A 19,525-nucleotide genomic window follows, 5' to 3' on the forward strand; every position below is an offset into this window, starting at 1 on the left:
CTGAAGACGCGGCTCGATCAGGTCCGGATCGATCCGGTCGGGCAGATTGCCTTCGAGGCCGAGCAGCACCGCTTTGTCGGTGCCGTGCCCCTTGCCGGTGGCGCCGAGCGAGCCGAACAGCTCCGCCTTGACGCGGCGCACGAAGCCCAGCAGATTCGCATCTTCAATATGCGAGGCGAAGCGGCATGCAGCGATCATCGGACCGACCGTGTGCGAACTCGACGGGCCGATGCCGATCTTGAACAGATCGAAGACGCTGACGTTCATGGCGTACCTTATGCGTTGCGCTGCCGGGGGTTGGGTGGATTCAGATTCGCCCCCATTGCACCAAACGCCAATTTGGACCGATAGAATAAAAACGGCATCACCGTGGGATAGTGTCGTCAAGCGGGCCGCCCGCCAACGGCGGCGGCGCATTTGCGATGACTTCTGACGCATTTCCGACAGGCGTTACCGCCGCCGCTGGCGATGCTGATGCCAGAACCTGCACAGCCTCACCGCCGGGCGTGAGCCGGACATTAAGCAGGCGATAACGAGGCAAAAAAGCAGGCAATAAGCAGGCAAAAAGCTGGCAATAACCCGACGTAACGCGGGTGCTATGCTTGATTCAATCCTTTCCACTACTGGCCGTATGCATGAACCCCGCTGAACCGCTTCCCCTTCAATCGATCGACGGCACCTCGAAGCAGCGCATCCGCTTCGGCATCATCCTGTTGCCGAACTTCACGCTGACGGCGTTTTCGGGTTTCGTCGACCTGCTGCGCCTGTCCGCCGACGAAGGCGATTTCAGCAAGCCCGTGCGCTGTTCGTGGAGCGTCATCGGGGAAACCCTGGCGCCGGTGCGCGCGAGTTGCGGCATTCAGATCACGCCGTGGGAAACCTTCGACAACGCCGAGCCGTTCGATTACGTCGTCGTGGTCGGCGGCTTGCTGCATTCGGGACCCGCCGCGAGCGAAGCGACGCTCGCGTTCATCCGCCGCGCCGCCGCGACCGATGCGACGCTCGTCGGCATGTGCACCGGCGTGTTCTCGCTGATGCGCGCGGGTGTGCTCGACGGCCACCGCATCTGCGTGAGCTGGTTTCATTACTGGGATTTCATCGAGCGCTTTCCGTCGGTCAATGAGGAAGCGCTGGTCGCCGACCGCCTGTTCGTGATCGACCGCAGGCGTATCACCTGCTCGGGTGGCCGCGCGTCGATCGACGTGGCTGCGGCGATCCTGCTGCGGCACTTCGAAACCGCCACGGTGCAAAAGGCGCTGCGCATCCTGCTGGTGGACGACATGCAAAAGGGCAACGCGCCGCAGCCGCATCCGCCGGGACTTGCGCCCGCCGCGCATCCGAAGGTGAAACGCGCGATCCTGCTGATGGAACAGCACGTGGGACGTTCGCTATCGCTCGACGAACTCGCGCGCAAGCTCGATCTGTCGCCGCGCCAGCTTGAACGCCTGTTCAAGGCGCAAACCGGTAAAGCGCCGCAAGCGTACGCGAAGCAGGTTCGCTTGCGCACCGCCGCGTGGCTGCTGACCAGTTCGGATAAAACCGTGGCGGATATCGCCTCGAGTTGCGGCTTTTCCGACGCGTCGCATCTGGGCCGCGAATTCCGCAAACAATTCGGCCTGCCGCCAATGATGTTCCGCGAACAACGTGGCACAGCCGAGGAAGCGCATTACGGCGCCGGCTACGACGAAACCTTTCCGGGCCGGGCTCAGGCGATCTGAGCCCGGCCCGGCTTATCCGGTTCAGGCGCCGTACAACCGGCGCCTGAACCAGACCCTCACTTCCCTGCGACGTAAGCCTTGACCGCCGGCAAACCGTCCTTGCCATCGAACGTCTTGACGCCCGCGAGCCATTTGTCGAGCACCGCCGGATTCGCCTTCAGCCAATCGCGCGCCGCCTTGTTCGCATCGACCTTGTTCATGATCGGCAACATCACGCGGTTCTCGATATCGGTCGTGAACTGCAGGTTCGACACGAGCTTCGCGACGTTCGGACAACGCGCCGCGTAGTCGGGCGGCGTGACCGTCAGCACTTTGGCTTCGCCGTAGTTCGCACCGAACACGTCGTCGCCGCCGGACAGATAGTCGATCTTCATCTGCACGTTCATCGGATGCGGCTCCCAGCCGAGAAACACGATCGGCTTCTTCTCGCGAATCGCGCGATTCACTTCGATCAGCATGCCCGCCTCGCTCGACTCCACCAGCTTGAACTTGCCGAGTCCGAACTGGTTGCTGTCGATCATCTTCTTGATGAGCGCATTGCCGTCGTTGCCCGGTTCAATGCCGTAGATCTTGCCGTCGAGTTTGTCGTAGTTCTTCGCGATGTCGGCGAACGACTTGATGCCCGCCTGATACGCATAATCCGGCACCGCCAGCGTGTATTTCGCGCCGACCAGGTTAGGCGTGGACAGCACGTTGACCTGCCCTGCCTTCCTGAACGGATCGATCATCGGGTCCATGGTCGGCGACCAGTAGCCGAGAAACACGTCGATCTGCTTGCTTTTGACGCCCGCGAACGTGATCGGCACCGACGCGATCGTTTTGGTCGGCTTGTAGCCGAGCCCTTCGAGCACCGTCGACGCGAGACCGGTGGTCGCTGCGATGTCGGTCCAACCGACGTCGGCGAACCGGACGTTTTGGCAGGCGGCAGGTTCGGCTGCATGGAGAGCCGACATTGACAGCGCGCACAGCGACGCGACCCACAGACGTTTCATGGTTTTCCCCCAAGGGTGATTGATGCCGGATTGGATGTATTAAGCAGATGAAACCGAACAGCTGAAACTCAACCTACGAAACCAGGCGGATGAACCGGAGCCGCAGGCTTTACGCCGACAGCCGCCGCTCGACGCTCGGCGCATGGCCGAACTGCGCGCGGTATGCCTTACTGAAATGGCACGGCGAATGAAAGCCGCAGACGGCCGTCACGCGAGCAATCGACGCATCGGTATTGCGCAGGAGTTCGCGCGCGCGCCGCAAGCGCAGCGTCAGGTAATAGTGCGTGGGCGACACGCTCAGGAACATCTTGAACATGCGCTGCAGATGACGCTGCGACAAACGCACGAGCCGCGCGAGTTCATCGAGCGACAACGGTTCCTCGATATTCGCTTCCATCAGCCGCACCACTTCGATGAGCTCCGCGCGCGAGAAGCCGACGCGCGCGTCCACCGGAATGTGCTGATAATCGGTCGAGCCGCGAATCCGCTCGACGATGAATTGCTCGGACACCTGCGCCGCGACCGCACGCCCCAGCCTCATGCCGACCAGATTGAGCATCAGATCGAGCGGCGCGGTGCCGCCCGTGCAGGTCAGGCGGTCGCGGTCGATCACGAACAACTCGTCGGCGAAACGCACATGCGGATAACTCTTGTGCAACGGCGACATGTCTTCCCAATGCACCGTGCAGCGATAACCGTCGAGCAGGTTCGCCGCCAGCAGCGCATACGGACCCGTGCAAAGGCCGCCGAGCGGAATGCCTTGCGATGCCACGTCCCGCAGCAACGCGATGACCGTCTCGTCCACATAGTCGCGCACCTGCCAGCCCGCGCAGACGATCAGCACATCGGGCAGGCCTGCTTCGGCCAGCGTCGTGGTCGGCTTGACGACGATGCCGTTGCTGGCTCGCGCCGGTTCGCCGTCAGGTGTGATCACCGACCACCTGTAGTGCTGCTCGCGGCCCACGTAATTCGCCATGCGCAGCACTTCGACCGCGCTCGTGAACGCGATCATCGAAAAATTCGGCAGCGTCAGAAAGCCGAAGTGCGCGAGCCCGGACAGCGGCGATTCGGGTTGAGCCTCGATGGGCGTGATCGCGTCGCGCTTCATGGACGGCTCAGCCGTGTTGCGCCGCCGGAGCGCGGCGCACCTTCATGACGCTGCGCAGGCCCGACAGAAGCGGTGCGCGCGCCATGCCCGGCGAGCGGCCGAAACTTTCCGTGATGCGGTCGAGAATGATCGCGAGCATCACCACCGAGAGGCCGCTTTCGAAGCCGAGCCCGATGTCGAGGCGCTGAATGCTCGCCAGCACGTCGTTGCCGAGACCGCCCGCGCCGACCATCGACGCGATGATCACCATCGAGAGCGCCATCATGATGGTCTGGTTCACGCCGGTCATGATCGACGGCAGCGCATTCGGAATCTGCACCTTGTAGAGCAGCTGCAAAGGCGTGCAGCCGAACGCTTGTCCTGCTTCGACGATTTCGCGGTTCACATGCTTGATGCCGAGCGATGTGAGGCGTACCGCGGGCGGCATCGCGAAGATCACCGTCGACAGAATCCCCGGCACGCGGCCGAGACCGAACAGCATTGCCGCCGGAATCAGGTAGACGAAAGCGGGCATGGTCTGCATCAGGTCGAGCACGGGGCGCACGACCGTTTCGACGTAGCGGCTCTTCGCTGTCGAGATGCCGAGCGGCACGCCGAGCAGGAGACTGATCAAGGTCGACGACAGCGTCAGACCAAGCGTGATCACCATCTGATCCCAGAAGCCGGTGCTGTAAATCAGCAGCATCGCCAGCAGGGTGAACAGCGCGAAACGCCAGCCGACCCGCCACAGGCCGATGCCAACGAAGAACGCCATCAGCGCCCACATCGGCACGGCTTGCAGGCCGTGCTCGATCAGCGCGGCAAAGCTCTCGATGACCTTGCCGATGGAATCGAAGGTTTTCGCGTCGTGGTCGAGCAGGTAGTGGACGCCGTGATCGACCCAGGCGCCGAGCGGAATGATTTCAGACATGGGAACCTCGATGGCGCGTAAGGACGTTCAGCACGTTCGTCTTGTTGACCGAACCACAGTAGAAACCGTCGGCGTCGACGACCGGCAGCGGCGCATGGCTCGCCACCACGCGCTCGACCACGTCGTCGAGCGGCGTGCTGCGGCGGATGCATTCGATATGGTTGACCTGCGGCGACGCGCTGCCGGTCGCATCGCGGCAAACGAAGCCGCGGATCCTGCGTTCGCCGTCGAGCACGAAGGCGTACTCGGCGCTGCCGTTCAGCGTCGCGGCGACGCTCGACGCGTCGATGTGCGGCGCATGCATCAACGGCACGGCGTCGGTCTGCATCAGGTCGCCGGCCGTCAGATAGCGGCTGGTGTCGATGCCTTCGAAGAATGCGCGTACGTAGTCGTCGGCGGGATTCGTGATGATTTCCTGCGGCGTGCCGATCTGCACGACCTTGCCGCCTTCCATGATCGCGATCCGCGTGCCGATGCGCATCGCCTCTTCCAGATCGTGCGACACGAACAGGATCGTGCGCTGCTGCTCGCGTTGCAGGTCGAGCAGCACATTCTGCATTTCCTTGCGCTTGAGCGGGTCGAGTGCGGAGAACGCCTCGTCCATGATCATCAGCGACGGATTGACCGCCAGCGCCCGCGCGAGCCCCACACGCTGCTGCATGCCGCCCGAGAGTTGCGCCGGCAGCTTCTGCGCGAACGGCGCGAGGCCGACTTGCTCGAGCACGGTCATCGCCCGCTGCTCGCGCTCCTTCTTGCCGACGCCCGCCACTTCGAGCCCGAACGCCGCGTTCGACAGCACGGTGCGCTGTGGCATCAGCGCGAACGACTGGAACACCATGCTCATGTCCTTGCGGCGCAGCGCCGTCAGTTCCGAGCGCGGCACGCTTGCCACATCGCGGCCGTCGATCAGCACCTTGCCGGCTGTCGGCTCGACGAGGCGATTGATCAGGCGAATCAGCGTCGACTTGCCGGAGCCGGACAGGCCCATCAGCACGAAGATCTCGCCTTCCTTGACTTCGAACGACACGTTGTGGACGCCGACAATCTGACCAGTACGCGCGAACACTTCTTCTTTCGTCGCGCCGCCTGCCAGCATGCCGATCGCCTGTTTCGGGTTGGTGCCGAACACCTTGCACAGCCCTTCGACCACGACCTTGGGGGAATTCATTGAATGCTCTCCTATGTCGACCCGAGTTAGCGCTTTAGCTGTCGGCCGGAGTTAGCGCTTCAGCGCTTACTCCGGGCCCATGCAGAGCACTTACTCGGGTCTCCCATGCAAGATACTTGCTGCGTGGCGGACGCACGTCCGCGCTGTGCATACATAGTTGCCAGAAAAAAGTACGGCTAGCCGACTATTTGCGACAACCACCTGTGAAAATGCGACAGCGAAATTGCGTCCGGGCCGTCATACCGCCCTCGGAGCCTTGCGGGACAAGGGTTTGCGGAAGATTGGAGCGCTCAGCCGGCGTGTCGCGCCGGAGCAAGTGGCGGCGTTGCGGTGCAAAAAGATCGCTTTTCGGGGCGGGGACCACAAAAGACGTCAATACCGCGCCCGGAAAACGTGAACCAGACGGTCGGCGCGCGAAAAGTACCAGACCGCAATGCCTGTCAACACCGGGTACATGCACCAGAGGCGCGCAAGCGCCCAAACTTCAGCGGAAAAACTCATCACGCCTCCCCATGCCGAGCACGGACGCCTGTTAGCAAAATGAAATTTTTATGAAATCTTTTTATGAAACCTGCGCGGCCCGAAGATTCGCTGCCGGTCCGGCCCGAAACAGCGTCGCGAATGGTGAGCAGCGGGTGAGCAGCCGGTGAGCAGCCGGTGAGCAGCAAACGGTGGACCAGAGGCTTGGCACCTCCATCCTGGCCAAGACTCATTATGGCAACCTTAAGGTAACTCCGTGTTACCAATCTCGCATATCGCTTGCACCTACGAACTGCCGCTCTGCCTAAACTGCGCTCCATATTCACTGTCACCGCGCTGGACACAGCACGCGAGAAAAAAAATGAGCAAGCACCTGTTAGCGGCAATCCTCGGCACCGCGGTACTCGCGGCCTCCTCTGCGGCATCCGCACACGTCGATGTCGGCATCGGCATCGGCTTGCCGGGTCCGGTGTATGTGCAGCCCGAACCAGTCTATGTCCCGCCGCCGGTTGTCTATGCGCCTGCGCCCGTCGTCCAGTATGGCTACGACGATGACTGGCGTGCTCGCGAATGGCGTGAGCGCCAGGAGTGGCGAGAACGGCAATGGCATCGTCATGAGGAGCACGAACGCGAATGGCGCGAGCGCCGCGGTTGGGATGGGGATTGAGATAAACGAGGCAGTCGCGACATCCAGCCTCGATGAATCACGTTGCGCGACAGGGTAAAGTCTTGCCTCAATCGATGCAAAGAAAATGAAGGCGTTTTTGAAAGAAAATCTATTCCGTTCGCGATCGGTGCAGGTGCGCGATACAACCGTGGCCAACCGCGCCTGCGAGCTTCAAAGCGTTGTCAGGAGATGGATACGCCCAGCAGCTTACCGACTCCGAATGTAAACGCCGCTGCGATCAAACCGATCGCCACCTGACGCAGTGCGGAGAACCCTGCGCTTCGTCCGTTAAAGAGCGACGTGAAGACGCCGATCGATGCAAGTGCAAGCATGCTGAAGACGATGCACTGGACGATTGCATTGAATCCGCGCGTCCATAGGAACGGCATGACCGGGAAAATCGCGCCGACCGAGAACAGGCAAAAGGAGACTCCCGCAGCGGACCAGGGATTGCCACCCAATTCAGCGGGATCGAGTCCGAGTTCCTCGCGCGTCAATGTGTCGAGCGCCTTGTCTTTATCACGCATCATCTGCGCTGCCACGCGCTTGGCCTCGCTCGCGTCGAGACCCTTGGCGCGATAGATCAGCGCCAGTTCGTGCTCTTCGGCCTCAGGGGACATCTCCAGTTCCTCGGCCTCTTTCGCGATCTGGGTACTGGCCAGCTCACGAGCATTGGTTACCGACAACCATTCGCCCAACGCCATCGAGCACGCTCCGGCTATCAGCCCGGCCAGCCCGGTCAACAGGATGGCCTTGTTGCCGGTGCCGGCGCCTGCCACGCCCATGATCAGGCAGAAGTTCGAGACCAGCCCGTCGTTCGCTCCCAGCACGGCCGCGCGCAGGTCATTACCCGACGATACGCCCTTGTGCCACGACTCCGCTGCCGCAATCCGCGCGCCTTGCGACATGTCCGGGCCGCCGCCGCCGTGAGCCAGTGTCTGAACCACGGCGGCGTGGTGGTGCTCATCGGCCGACAGGCGCGCGGCGTCGGGTTGTCCGTGGTATTTGTTGCGATCCGCGTACTCGGCGGCGGCCAGCGTGGGCAAGACGAAACCCGCGCCGAAAATGCGCACCAATGTCTGCATCAGGCGGGTTTTGACGGCCTGCCCAGTCCCCTTCGGCTGGATGCCGTTGGACTTCAGCTTGTCGGCCCACACCTGCGCGTGTTCGCGCTCGGACCTGGCCAGGTCGCTATATACCTGCTTGCGAGTGTCGTCCTTCTCCACCTTCGCAAGGGTTTCATACAGCGCGGCACTATGAAGTTCATCGGAAAGATTGGCTCTGTACCGCCTTACTTCATGTTTGGATGCCATGGCGAAGTGTCCGCATATCGAGTCGTCAATAGTAAAGCGTACTCGCTTCACGCGCGGAAATCACAAAGCCCCCAAGACGCGTCTTGAGCGAGAACGTCAACGGTTCTCATCACGATTCGGGTCCGCATGAAACGCTTTTCGCGCCTGGATGTATCTCGACTTTTTCACGGCATCGCCTCCGCTCGCCGCACTACTTGACCATGCCGAAATTCTGGCGTCGTCAAATCGTGCGGCTCGGCGGCCAGCTTCGCCCCGACTATGAAAACGTCCACGCGCGCGGGCGGGAAATTGCGCCATACCACGCGGCTGAAGATCTTCTCGCAATGGGGGGCTTCGAGGGGAGATGAACTCCAAAAAGCGTAGCTGAACTGCACCAGGACGCCTCCGGGCGAGACGACGGAATGACAGTGATCGACAATCGCCTGCACCGGTTCCGCTTTCAGCGAGCGAAGAGGCAAACTCGATACGATCGCGCTGACGGGGCCACAGTTGCCGAGCAATTCCAGCAGCCGTTCCGCGTTACCGCAAACAACCCTGACGAATGGAAAGCGCCGCTGCAAATGGCAGCTCAGCACCGGAGATCGCTCGATAACAATGAGCCGTTCGGGGGCGATGCCGCGGGCGAGGAGCGCGGCGGTCACCGGACCCGTTCCGCCCCCGAGCTCGACGACGTATCCCTCGCTATCCGGGTCGACGAACTGTGCCATGCAGCACGCCAATGCGGCGGAACTCCGGCATGGTGCCCCCACCATTGCCGGGTTGCGGAGATTTTCGACAACGGAGAGAAACAGCGGATCACGTGAAGTGAAACCGAGCTGAAGCGCTCCGCGGATGAGTACTCGCGAAAAAATCTTGCAAAATCCAGCGGAGCGCAATGCCAGTCGAGGGAGAAAGGACGCATGCATAGGTGTCTCCGGACTCTGTTGGCCCGACTCGTTGACCCTCTCAGGCGTCGATCCGGGCAGCCTCCCGTTTCATATGTCCCGCGAGGACAGGAGCGACGAAACGGTGTTCAGCGAAGAGGTCATCCGTACGAACCCCGTCATGGGAACACGATGCTCGCAACCGGAACGGAAGTCGGTACGGTGCCGCACTGGGGGCCGAACTGGGACTCATGCGTCCATACCCGTTGGAGCGTAGGACTGCTCTTGCCGTTCAACCGCGGCGCCAGGTATTGGAAATCATGTGGCAGACCAACTCTTGCGCCTCGAGGTTCCTGACCGCCACCGTACAGACGTACGCGGTCTGGCGTGAGAACGTGTTGATCCACCCTGCGCGTATCGCGTCTGGTCGCGATCCACGCGCTCAAAAGATGGGGGTTTGACATGTCACTTCATCCAGTGTCTTTTCAGTGGTCCGTCAGCACGCCCGACGCGCGCCATGCAGACGTGGCAGATAAAGTTATGGAGCGTCCTCTGCGACAGGCTGCCGTCGTTTTTTTCAATCGCTCTGCGCCGGTTCATGGCCATGACGACACGCCGCAACTGAAGGATCAGATTCTGGCGATGGTGGCGCACGAGCTTCGCGGACCGTTAACGCCGCTTCAACTCGCCACCCAGCTCATCCGCAGGGCATCGGCGGATCGACCGGAGGTGCTTCGGTCAATTGACATGATCGACCGGCAGATCACGCAGATTGCGCGGCTTGCCGAGGACCTGATGGACGCCACGCGGGTCGACCGGGGTGCGCTGCGTCTGAGCAAGGTCTGCGTCGACGTCGTCGCGGCTCTGGCCGCCCCGCTCACCGCTGCCGCACTAGCAGCCGCCCAGCGCGGCCAGACCCTCACCGTGCAGATTGCCGACAGGACACTTCGCATTGAAGGCGATCCGGTCCGTCTTGCACAGGCCGTCGACAACCTCCTGCATAACGCGGTGAAATACACGCCGATCAATGGTTGCATCACCGTGAACGTGCTCGCGGACGGGAAAGACCTCGTGGTATCCGTCAAGGACAATGGTCTGGGCATATCGGCCGCGCTCCTGCCCCATGTCTTCGACCTGTTCGCGCAATCCAGCCGGACGATTGCGGCGAGTGCCGGCGGTCTGGGCGTGGGTCTTGCCGTCGTGAAGGCGGTCGCAGAATCGCATGGCGGCACGGCGACGGCGACCAGTGCCGGCCCCGGAACCGGCAGCGAATTCACGCTCCGGCTGCCCGTTGTGCTGGAACGGCGCATGGCTGGTGAGCGTACGTGACAGCGGGCAATACAGTCGCCCATTTCCATCCGCATCGGGACCTGCCAGTCGCGGGGCGACACGTTTCCTTTCAACAGAAAGAATCGTCAGGGCAGATCCATCGAACCATGGCTGACGGCCGTTACGGCCGCTGTGACGGGGCACTGTGCGCGAGCGAACTATAATTTAATGAGGGTCCAGTCAGACACGGCGTTCAGGGAATGCCGTTGTCAGTTGCAACCCAGCGGCATTCTCGCCAATTTGTCTGACGCGTTCACGCAACTGCCGTTGAAGCCGGATATTGTCAGGAACAATCCGGCGAAGACCGTGCAGTTTCTGGACAGGATGTCGGGGAGCAAAGCATGGAAAACGGGCAGCATTCGAGAGAAAACCACCTGCTCGCGGTTCTGCCCGAAGCAGAGCGGGCGCGCCTGGCGCCGCATCTGGTACCGGTCGAGATGCCGCTCGGGCAGGTCGTGTACGAGTCGGGCGACCACCTCCACCACGTTTATTTTCCGACGACGTCGATCGTGTCGCTGCTGTACGTGATGGAGGATGGCGCGTCCGCCGAGATTGCGATCGTGGGTAACGAAGGGCTCATCGGCATCGCGCTGTTCATGGGCGGGGAAACCACGCCAAGCCGGGCGATCGTGCAAAGCGCAGGCCAGGCGTATCGACTGGAAGCCCGCATCCTGAAAGAGGAATTCCATCGAGCCGGCCCGGTGCAGCGGCTGTTGCTGCGCTATACCCAGGCGTTGATCACGCAGATGGCCCAGACGGCCGTTTGCAACCGGCATCATTCGATCGACCAGCAATTGTGCCGATGGCTGCTGCTCAGCATTGACCGCCTGCCGTCAAACGAACTGACGATGACACAGGAACTGATCGCCAACATGCTTGGCGTGCGCAGATCCGGCGTGACGGAGGCGGCGCTGAAACTGCAGGACGCGGGACTGATTCGCTACGCTCATGGCCACATCGAGGTGCTCGATCGACCGGGGCTCGAAACGCGCGTGTGCGAATGCTATGGCGTGGTGAAACGGGAGTTCGACCGGCTGCTGCCTGACTTGAAGGCGCTGTAAATAAAGCGCCCTTCTACCGGGCACCTTCTACCGGGCAGATCTTTTCCCGATAGTGCGGATGCCCCACGGGAAATGCAACGACCAGGGAGTCCCTGAAGGCATTGCCTGAGTTCAAATACGCACCTGACTAGCCGGTGCCGCCGGTCGTGACTACGCCTGAGCGACACCAGAAAATGAGAGCCGAACATAGTCAACGTGCGCGAGCTGGCGAGTGGAACTGCAGCGCAATCGCTCAAAAACGCTCGACGCACCCTCCTGGCTGTGGGCCAGTATCGTCGAACTTGTGAGCATGCACGAACGGGGCTATCTCGAGCACTGCCGCAGATATGCAATGGACTCTGCTACGTGATAAGGCGCGCAGCACACCGCTACGGACAAGCATGGCTACCGACCCTCTGTGTGATGACCGCGCATGCCGCCTGACGCGATCATCACAAGGGGACCGTACTGCCGACTCAATCCCCACTGACGATCTCCTACCCAACGTGCTTTTTCATGGGAGGTTTCCGGTCAGTGAAGATGTCCCCCGAACAGCCCGAGCAGCCCGATAACAATCAGGTAGATCGCCACGATGTAATTCAACAGGCGAGGTACCACGAGAATCAGAATGCCGGCGATCAGCGAAACCAGTGGGCCCGCGTTCGTGAGAATGTGCATGCCCCCTCCGTAAGATTGAAAGCGATAAAGAGACACAAACCTGCCCCGCCTGCATTGCTCGTTACAGCGACTTGAGCCTGGTGACCTTGGTGCCTTCGAGCGTTACGCCGGCCATCAACCCGTTGTTCGTGAGCACGAACGCTTCGACCGGTGCCGTCGCGGTGGTGGTATCGATGTTGCCGTTCGCGCCGACTTTCAGTACCGCCACTGACGCATCGCCGCCGGCCGACCAGCCTTCGCTATTACGGAATCGTGTGAGTGCGTCCTCGGTCATGAACAGGAAAATGATGGCTTTCGATTGCGCGCCGATCTGCAGCCCGATCGAAGCGGTCGTGGTGCTGTAGTACCCGACCGTGCTGCCACCCACGCGCAGCGAGCCTTCGCCATACTGGCCACCGACCCAGAAACCGGCCGAGATCACCGACGGGAACACCAGCACGCCCCGCGCCTTCCCCACCAGTTCACGCGAGCCGTTGACTGTCGTGTAAAGGCGTTCAAGGGTCGAGTCGACGCCGGCGTCGATGGTGTGACGCTTGTCGACCTGGTGGCCGCTGGCATCGGATGTTCCGGTCGTCGTGCAGCCCGAGACCGCGAGGCCAATAGCCAGGATCGATCCCGGCGTACCCCATATGAATGTGCGGCGTAGCATGATTGTCTCCAGTTTGTTCCTAGATGTTCTTGACGCTACGCCAAGGCGGTTGCGGATGCGGTACGACAGCGTACAGAGACGCGAAACCAGCCTCGATCAGCGTTTCTGTTCAGCGTACCCGAAAAGAGAATCGGGGGCGCACCTCCGGCGACCACATGAATCATTCCTGGGACCCCAACGACCAGCGGACGCATGAGTCCGGGCAGCGGGAAGGAGCGGCTGCATGCCATCGAAACTGCTCTCGGCGTTGCATGGCTTCTCCTGTGAAATGTGGGGCGGATCCCGGAGCAGATCTCGCCAGTTCAATCGTGCTTCGCTGTACGCGCAGAACCGGCGGCATGGAAGCGCCCGCACGAGCGCGATACACAGTGCATTTCGCCTCCGCGTGTTACCGGCCATGACGATTGCTCACCGTTCGTCGATGCTTACCGCTACCTGGCGACGACCAGGTGGTTCTCGACCGACTTGACGCCGGTGATCGCCTGCGCCACATCGGTTGCCGTGTGCTTTTGGACCAGCGACGGCACGGTACCGCTCAGGCGCACCACGCCCTCACGCGTGCGGACCTTGACATGCAACGATCTAAAGTTCTTCTCGGCCAGCAGACTCGCTTTGACTTTCGTTGTGATCGCCGTGTCGTCGATGCCCTGGCCAACCGAATCATGGGTCGGATTGATGGACGCCGCCGGTGTATCCGTGTCATTCGGAACGGAATGGGTCTCCTGAGCGGACAGGTTTACCGCAAGCGCCATGCACGCAGCACCGGCGGCGAATTTTAGAAAATTGATGGTTTCCATATTGCTTACCCCAGTTCAAATCAGTTGTTGAAAACGCGGGGGCGATCCCACGCGCGAGCCCGCCCCCTGTTCACATACACACGCTCAGAATGTGTCACTGGAGCACATTGCCCCACTACGTAGCGCTTCAGAACCTGTACGCGCGAACACCCTACGGCTGCTTCCTGAGTTGCTCTTTCGCGTCGCCATACGCGGCCTGTGTCTTACCGACGACCTGTTCGACCCTGCCCTTCACCGTCGTCGTCTGCTTTCCCGTGGCCTTGCCGACCACTTCCTTCAGCTTTCCTTTGGCTTCCTTGATGCGGCCTTTCACCTGATCTTTGTTCATGACATTGCTCCTTGAAAATGACGGATGCCCGGACTTACGGATGCGCGCCGGTCGCCCGTTTTCAGATGCAACGGCACGGCAACGACGATCCGCGAAGGGGCCTCCCCAGACAGGAATCTCGCGCCTATATCCGACCCAGGAGGAGTAGCACAAGCACGATGATCAGCACCACGCCCAGCACGCCGCTGGGCATATAGCCCCACGAACGGCTGTGCGGCCAGGTCGGTATCGCGCCGAGCAATACAAGCACCAGCACGACGATCAATATTGTTCCCAACATGGAACTTCTCCTTTCGACTCCGTGTTTCGACGAACCCGTCGCCGCTCGCTCGCCAGGTGCCAGGAATCTTCCGTGCCTTGCGCGAGGTATCTCTGCAAAATGCAATTTGATGCCGGTGGGCACCCGCAATACGTCTTGGAAACCTGCCCGGCAAAGTGAGATTGACATTGATTCGCCACGCAGTCGGTACGGTGGAGGACATCGAGATATCTCTATCGCGTCTGTACGCTGAAGGACTTTGGTGAACGTCAACGGAGCGGGCGTCGCCAAGTAGCGCAGCAGGTACTGCGGACGGCGCACTCGGCGCCGGACGTTAGATTTACGGCACCGTACCGACAGCAATTGGGCGTGCGTACACCTTGCCTGAAAGCTCTCGAACACCACCCAGCGTAGACAAACGGAGCCGCTGCGCGCGGTTGGGCTCAACGCCTTGAGGAACCCGCCAGCAATGCCCAGGGCGGCGCCGACGACGAGGGAATACCGAACGGCGGCATGCCGTTTCTGTCTCGTCACCGGTCACGAACACGCAAACACTCTACGTGCGTAGCTCGCTGTTACGTGCCGACCAATTGCCGCTGCCTGCGGCGGTCGTCGGCACGCAGGCACTTCGGCTGACCGAAATCCCATCTTTGCTTAACCTCGCAACAGTTTCTTATGTGATTTCTTGCGATCCGGCTTCGGTTTGATTTTTGTTACGCCGCCGATCGACGGTGGATCGCTCGCCGGAAAGGTGTCCTCGACGGCCCTGTCGACGTTGTGCTCGCTCTTGTCACTGTTCGGATGTTGCTCGGGATGGTAGATACGCATGATGACCTCCGGTGGCCGGGACGTTTCTTCATCCCGGCGGTGAGTCGCAGCCGCGTCTTCGCATGGCGGCCATCCATACTCGACGGGACCCCGCTGGCCATGTTCTCCACCTGCGACGAAGACCCTACCTCAATCCGACATAGCCGAGCACGAACAGAACGATGACCACGGCTCCCACAAGCCAGACGATGTTGTACATGACGCTCTCCTTAGGTTCGACACCCGCTTCAGCCGCGGCGCGACACTTCGGTCGCGACCAGCTGGCGAAACGTGCGGTGGCATCTGGCGTTCTGTCACAACAAGGATGTGCGGCGTTGCGCCGGTCGCCGGTTGTCCGCGAATGCGTGCCTCACGGGAGCGACCCCGGAATCGTTGATGCGCGCAAGGTGTAACGCTACGTTCCCACGTGCGACCGGATATGTCTGTACGGTAGCGGTCAACGACCTTGACTCGATGCGTCAAACCCCTGTTCCTGTTCCATCGGGTGGGCGAGTCATCCTGGTTCCTTCTACGCACGACAGCACTGACGCAACCAGCCGGTCACAATCGTCACCGCCAAATTCGACTTCGCGCTCAACCCTCAGCTTTGCGGGCCTCATTGTCTCTGGGTGTCAGCGCTGCACCTGGCGCGTCTCCCAGCCCGTCAGCGGCCTGCGTCCACTACCGTACAAACAGATCTGACGGGTCGCGATATGATGCTTTCGAGGGTTGACAGCAAGCCCTCAGAACGAGCCGCTAAGGTCGCCGCCAGCTTCCGTCGACCTATCGCACAACCCAGGGAGGCCAGATGCTCAAATTGGTGCTGTGGGCCATATTTGCAGTGCCGGTTTTCCTGGTTGGGCAGCTTGTCGTATTAGCCCTGCTTCTTATCATCGTCACTCTGAACTGCTTCGATAGACTCACCGCACCGCACGTTAAGCGGATCTCTGGTGCCGCCGGGAAGGAGTGACTCCGCGAGAGACTTGTGCGCCATCTCGCGCCACGGGCAATATGCCGCCGTCGCCTATGCGGTGGAGGGATTGAGGTGGCGCTTAAATCTGACCGATGAGAGCGCCCACTACCGTACAAACAGATTTGTTGCACTGGCAGCATAATTGTTTTCAAGGCCGACAGCGGCTCTCCAGACGTGCGTTCAGGCCGCCATCAACCCTTCGATGAGCGACCTTTTTTGTACAGCAAGGCAGTACGAGAATCCAGGGGGATCGTGACGCCCCATTCCACTATCCCAGTCGAGTCGCCGCACCTACATGACCCAAGTGAACACTTGGCGCGCGTGCTGTGAGGTCGAAATATTCACCGTGCGTTGTTCCGTTTTTCCCTTGTAGCTGGCGGTGATCGTGTAACGCCCTTTGGGAAGAGACGCCAGCATAAACGGGCCATCCGACTTCGTGTCCAAAACCGTGTTTCCGTTCACATCCGCAATAGTGACCGGCACGTCGGACAGATATTCGTTTCCGTTTTGCGTCGTACCAACGAATGTGAGCACCAGAGAGTAGTCGCGCATGACATCTTTGATGGCCCGCGCCTGATCGATCCCGATACCACCGGATAAATATGTCACCTCCCCCGCACGCTGCGTCGGCGGAAGACTCTCGTCAGCTGCAACCGCGATCTCCCCACTGAGCGTGGCGCCCAAAACCACAATTAACTGCAAGAGCAACGCCTCACTTTTTTTCATGTCGAACTCCACTCAATGCATCAAACCCGTAGGTGAACCTGTTGGCTTGTTCCACAAGCACGAATATTTGAACCGTCGACGTGTCGTGCGCGAGGGCGCACGTCATGCTCTGCTTACAGCTCCGTCGCGCACGCGGCAATGACCCTTGCCTGGATCGAGTCGATACGTCACATTTGCGAGAACCCGTTCAGAGTCCTGGCAGCTGCCCCAACCTGGAGGCAGCGGCACTCGTTGCAAGCAATTGAGGATGATCGCTGTGCCCGAAGCTCGTGCCGAACAGCTCAGAATGGGAGAGTCGTCATCCTGAGAGACAGGCTGCGCGCGATCGTGGTGGCAGTCGGTACGGTGCCGTACTCGAATTGGCGTGGGGAGTGCTAACGGGGAACCACTCGTTTTCAGTGCAATAAGTGACGGTGCGCAAAGCCAGTAAGGACGCGGGGGGCAGGTGGTAATGCATTGGGCCAATCGGCGGCAGGTCCGGCCGCCGCTGCGCTCACCAGAAGGGTGACTGTCCGAAGCCGGGTACGGCACCGTACCGACTTCAATCCAGATTGCGAGCAACGTATGCCGTGTTCATGCTGGCGGCTCGTGCCGTTGGCGAATGGGTGAAACGACATCGTCGCGATCCAGGTGATCCTCTTCGCGTTTTTCGGCCGGCGCGGGACGCATCTGCACCGGTCCGTAACCACCCACCAGAATGGACGATAGCCCGGGCATTAGCCGTCATGTTCGATTTCACGGAATCGCGCCCCACGAGGCCAGCGGCGCGCATCAAGCCTCCTGAAACGCCAAGCGTGCAGGGTTTGATTACGCTTGCCGTCGGCGTCACGGTCGTCGCTGCCCTCTATTTTGCGCGCGAGATCCTGATCCCGGTCACGCTGGCGATTCTGCTCAGCTTCCTGGTCGCTCCCCTGGCCAATCTTCTCGGCCGCATCAAACTTGGCCATGCGGCCTCGGTCTTCCTTGCGGTGACGATGTCGGTCTCGGTGATCGTCCTGCTTGGGGGGGTGATCGCCGCCCAGATCACGGATCTCGCTGTTGGCATCCCCCGCTATCAGGCGAGTATCGACAAAAAGATCGCTGCCGTGCATGGACTCACGGTTGGAAAATTGAACAGGCTGGCGGGTGCCGCTGGCCAGGCGCTTCAACGGGCACCCGTTGACCAGCCGAAAGCGATACGCGAATCTGCTTCATCCTCGTCTGGCGCCCAACCGCCCGTGGCGCTTCCGGTCGAGGTGCGCGAGCCAGCCCAGACACCATTCCAGCTTGCACGGCGCATACTGTCTCCCGTCGTTAGTCCGCTCGAGACGGCCTTCATCGTATTTATCGTCACCATCGTCATTCTGTTGCAGCGCGATGATCTTCGGGATCGGGCTATCCGGTTGTTTGGCTCGAGAGATCTGCATCGGACCACCACCGCAATGGACGAGGCCGCGCGGCGCCTCAGCCGGTATTTCGTTTCGCAACTCGGCGTAAACGCAGGCGTGGGCGTCGTTATCGGGACCGGGCTGTTCATCATTGGCGTACCCAGCCCGGTGCTGTGGGGGATTCTGGCCGCGCTGTTGCGTCTTGTCCCCTACGTCGGAATCTGGATCTCCGCCATTCTGGCTACCGCGCTCGCCGCAGCCGTCAGTCCGGAGTGGTCGATGGCGATCTGGTCACTGGTGCTTTTCCTGACCGTCGAGCTGCTGGTCGGTCAGGCCGTCGAGCCACTGCTGTACGGCCATAGCACCGGCCTTTCCCCGTTTTCGGTCGTCGTAGCTGCGATTTTCTGGAGCTGGATATGGGGGCCAATCGGGCTCATCCTGTCCACTCCGCTGACCCTTTGCCTGCTGGTCCTCGGTCGCCACGTTACGCGGCTCGAATTTCTCGACGTGCTGCTTGGCGACCAGCCCGCGCTGACTCCAGTCGAAAACTTTTACCAGCGAGCGCTCGCCGGCGACCCGGATGACGCCATAGAGCAAGCCGGGATACTGCTTCGCGACCGGCCGCTCTCCTCCTATTACGATGAAGTCGCCCTCAAGGGGTTGCAGCTTGCGGCCGACGATGTCTTGCGCGGCGGCGTAACGCCGGCACAACTGGCGCGAATCGAGACCACAGTGAACGACCTCATCGAGGGTCTGGATGGCTTCGCGGACACTGATCCGGCTCCCGCCGCAGCGGCGGCCAACTGGGGCGCGCTGGCGCCATCTGCTGCCGGACAAAAGGTATCGTACCAACCGGCTCCGCATGCATCTGCGCCCAGCATCGAAGCTCCACCGGTTCGGCGCGCTGAAAATCAGGTCCTTTGCATAGCAGGCCGGGGACCGCTCGACGAGTTGGCATCGGCCATTCTCGTCCAGCTTCTCGGCAAGCACGACCTCGATTGCCGGGTGCTCAACCATGACGCGGCCTCGCGCGTCCGGATCGACGGTCTGGACGTCACCGCGGTGACAATGGTGTGCATTTTTTATCTAGGCATCAATGGAATCCCGTCCCACCTGCGTCACCTTTTGCGACGCGTGCGGCAACGCTTGCCAGACGCGTTGATCGTCGTCGGCCTCTGGCCGGCAGGCGATACCGATCAGTGGAGCGAAGATCTCCAGAGTGCAATCGGCGCCGATCACTATGCCACTTCGGTCCGGGATATGGTTAACGCATGCCTTGTCCCGACCGGCACGGCAAGCGCGAGCGGCCCTGAGCCGCAACTTGACGGCGTTGCGGCGTAAGGGGCATGCGGT

The 19,525-nt window shown here is 61.2% G+C and carries 19 protein-coding genes and 1 pseudogene; 6 read left to right on the forward strand and 14 right to left on the reverse strand.

The features are described from left to right. The coding region (locus DLM46_RS34455) for a serine dehydratase beta chain (RefSeq protein WP_279635259.1) at nucleotides 1-267 on the reverse strand (267 nt) is incomplete at its 3' end. A 368-nt stretch (nucleotides 268-635) separates the two neighbouring features. Between DLM46_RS34455 and DLM46_RS34460 the strand changes: the two genes are divergently transcribed. After that, nucleotides 636-1,718 carry a GlxA family transcriptional regulator gene (locus tag DLM46_RS34460; RefSeq protein ID WP_115108580.1) on the forward strand — a complete coding sequence of 361 codons (1,083 nt, stop codon included), beginning with the start codon at nucleotides 636-638 and terminating at the stop codon, nucleotides 1,716-1,718. A 56-nt stretch (nucleotides 1,719-1,774) separates the two neighbouring features. Here DLM46_RS34460 and DLM46_RS34465 read toward each other — a convergent pair whose 3' ends face one another. The 4 genes from DLM46_RS34465 to DLM46_RS34480 form a co-directional block, all read right to left on the reverse strand. Continuing rightward, nucleotides 1,775-2,710 carry a choline ABC transporter substrate-binding protein gene (locus DLM46_RS34465; protein WP_115108582.1) on the reverse strand — a complete coding sequence of 312 codons (936 nt, stop codon included), beginning with the start codon at nucleotides 2,708-2,710 and terminating at the stop codon, nucleotides 1,775-1,777. Nucleotides 2,711-2,819: 109 nt separating this feature from the next. Next, a complete protein-coding gene (locus DLM46_RS34470) occupies nucleotides 2,820-3,818 on the reverse strand; it encodes a GlxA family transcriptional regulator (protein WP_115108585.1) in 999 nt (332 codons plus the stop codon). A gap of 7 nt (nucleotides 3,819-3,825) precedes the next feature. Next, nucleotides 3,826-4,728 carry a choline ABC transporter permease subunit gene (choW, locus tag DLM46_RS34475; RefSeq protein WP_115108586.1) on the reverse strand — a complete coding sequence of 301 codons (903 nt, stop codon included), beginning with the start codon at nucleotides 4,726-4,728 and terminating at the stop codon, nucleotides 3,826-3,828. Further along, the gene (locus DLM46_RS34480) at nucleotides 4,721-5,896 is read right to left on the reverse strand and encodes a quaternary amine ABC transporter ATP-binding protein (protein ID WP_115108588.1); all 1,176 of its coding nucleotides are present in this window, start codon (nucleotides 5,894-5,896) and stop codon (nucleotides 4,721-4,723) included. Before DLM46_RS34480 ends, choW begins: the two co-directional genes overlap by 8 nt. Nucleotides 5,897-6,737: 841 nt before the next feature. Here DLM46_RS34480 and DLM46_RS34485 point away from each other — a divergent pair. Continuing rightward, entirely contained in the window at nucleotides 6,738-7,043 is a 306-nt protein-coding gene (locus DLM46_RS34485; protein WP_115108590.1) for a hypothetical protein, read from the forward strand. Nucleotides 7,044-7,225: 182 nt separating this feature from the next. Here DLM46_RS34485 and DLM46_RS34490 read toward each other — a convergent pair whose 3' ends face one another. Together DLM46_RS34490 and DLM46_RS34495 are read right to left on the reverse strand one after the other, a co-directional pair. Continuing rightward, nucleotides 7,226-8,356, reverse strand: a complete 1,131-nt coding sequence (locus tag DLM46_RS34490; RefSeq protein WP_115108592.1) for a VIT1/CCC1 transporter family protein — start codon at nucleotides 8,354-8,356, stop codon at nucleotides 7,226-7,228. 164 nt (nucleotides 8,357-8,520) lie between these two features. Continuing rightward, the gene (locus DLM46_RS34495) at nucleotides 8,521-9,063 is read right to left on the reverse strand and encodes a class I SAM-dependent methyltransferase (RefSeq protein ID WP_244306487.1); all 543 of its coding nucleotides are present in this window, start codon (nucleotides 9,061-9,063) and stop codon (nucleotides 8,521-8,523) included. 633 nt (nucleotides 9,064-9,696) lie between these two features. On the opposite strand from DLM46_RS34495, the gene DLM46_RS34500 reads away from it, so the two are divergent. The 3 genes and pseudogenes from DLM46_RS34500 to DLM46_RS40720 all read left to right on the forward strand — a co-directional run. Continuing rightward, nucleotides 9,697-10,548 carry a sensor histidine kinase gene (locus DLM46_RS34500; protein WP_208866397.1) on the forward strand — a complete coding sequence of 284 codons (852 nt, stop codon included), beginning with the start codon at nucleotides 9,697-9,699 and terminating at the stop codon, nucleotides 10,546-10,548. 341 nt (nucleotides 10,549-10,889) lie between these two features. Then, nucleotides 10,890-11,609 carry a Crp/Fnr family transcriptional regulator gene (locus DLM46_RS34505; protein WP_115108598.1) on the forward strand — a complete coding sequence of 240 codons (720 nt, stop codon included), beginning with the start codon at nucleotides 10,890-10,892 and terminating at the stop codon, nucleotides 11,607-11,609. Between the two features lie 202 nt (nucleotides 11,610-11,811). Continuing rightward, nucleotides 11,812-11,958, forward strand: a pseudogene (locus DLM46_RS40720) (DUF2252 domain-containing protein); the annotation flags it as partial. A 161-nt stretch (nucleotides 11,959-12,119) separates the two neighbouring features. Here the strand turns inward: DLM46_RS40720 and DLM46_RS34515 are convergent. From DLM46_RS34515 to DLM46_RS34540, 7 genes are all read right to left on the reverse strand, one after another. Then, complete coding sequence (locus DLM46_RS34515; RefSeq protein ID WP_115102851.1) at nucleotides 12,120-12,266, reverse strand: DUF3096 domain-containing protein; 147 nt, start codon at nucleotides 12,264-12,266, stop codon at nucleotides 12,120-12,122. A gap of 61 nt (nucleotides 12,267-12,327) precedes the next feature. After that, complete coding sequence (locus DLM46_RS34520; RefSeq protein ID WP_115108601.1) at nucleotides 12,328-12,915, reverse strand: BPSL1445 family SYLF domain-containing lipoprotein; 588 nt, start codon at nucleotides 12,913-12,915, stop codon at nucleotides 12,328-12,330. Nucleotides 12,916-13,346: 431 nt separating this feature from the next. Then, a complete protein-coding gene (locus DLM46_RS34525) occupies nucleotides 13,347-13,712 on the reverse strand; it encodes a BON domain-containing protein (RefSeq protein ID WP_115108603.1) in 366 nt (121 codons plus the stop codon). 151 nt (nucleotides 13,713-13,863) lie between these two features. After that, complete coding sequence (locus DLM46_RS34530) at nucleotides 13,864-14,040, reverse strand: CsbD family protein (protein WP_115108605.1); 177 nt, start codon at nucleotides 14,038-14,040, stop codon at nucleotides 13,864-13,866. Between the two features lie 124 nt (nucleotides 14,041-14,164). Next, entirely contained in the window at nucleotides 14,165-14,320 is a 156-nt protein-coding gene (locus DLM46_RS34535; protein WP_115108608.1) for a DUF3309 family protein, read from the reverse strand. A gap of 633 nt (nucleotides 14,321-14,953) precedes the next feature. Then, nucleotides 14,954-15,127 carry a hypothetical protein gene (locus DLM46_RS39720; protein ID WP_165848124.1) on the reverse strand — a complete coding sequence of 58 codons (174 nt, stop codon included), beginning with the start codon at nucleotides 15,125-15,127 and terminating at the stop codon, nucleotides 14,954-14,956. A 1,243-nt stretch (nucleotides 15,128-16,370) separates the two neighbouring features. Beyond that, nucleotides 16,371-16,805, reverse strand: coding sequence for a carboxypeptidase-like regulatory domain-containing protein (locus DLM46_RS34540; RefSeq protein ID WP_115108671.1), 435 nt, complete (start codon nucleotides 16,803-16,805; stop codon nucleotides 16,371-16,373). 725 nt (nucleotides 16,806-17,530) lie between these two features. On the opposite strand from DLM46_RS34540, the gene DLM46_RS34545 reads away from it, so the two are divergent. Then, complete coding sequence (locus DLM46_RS34545) at nucleotides 17,531-19,513, forward strand: AI-2E family transporter (protein WP_115108610.1); 1,983 nt, start codon at nucleotides 17,531-17,533, stop codon at nucleotides 19,511-19,513. The last annotated feature ends 12 nt before the right edge of the window (nucleotides 19,514-19,525 follow it).

This window comes from Paraburkholderia lacunae, from assembly GCF_003353175.1.
Taxonomy (GTDB): Bacteria; Pseudomonadota; Gammaproteobacteria; order Burkholderiales; family Burkholderiaceae; genus Paraburkholderia; species Paraburkholderia lacunae.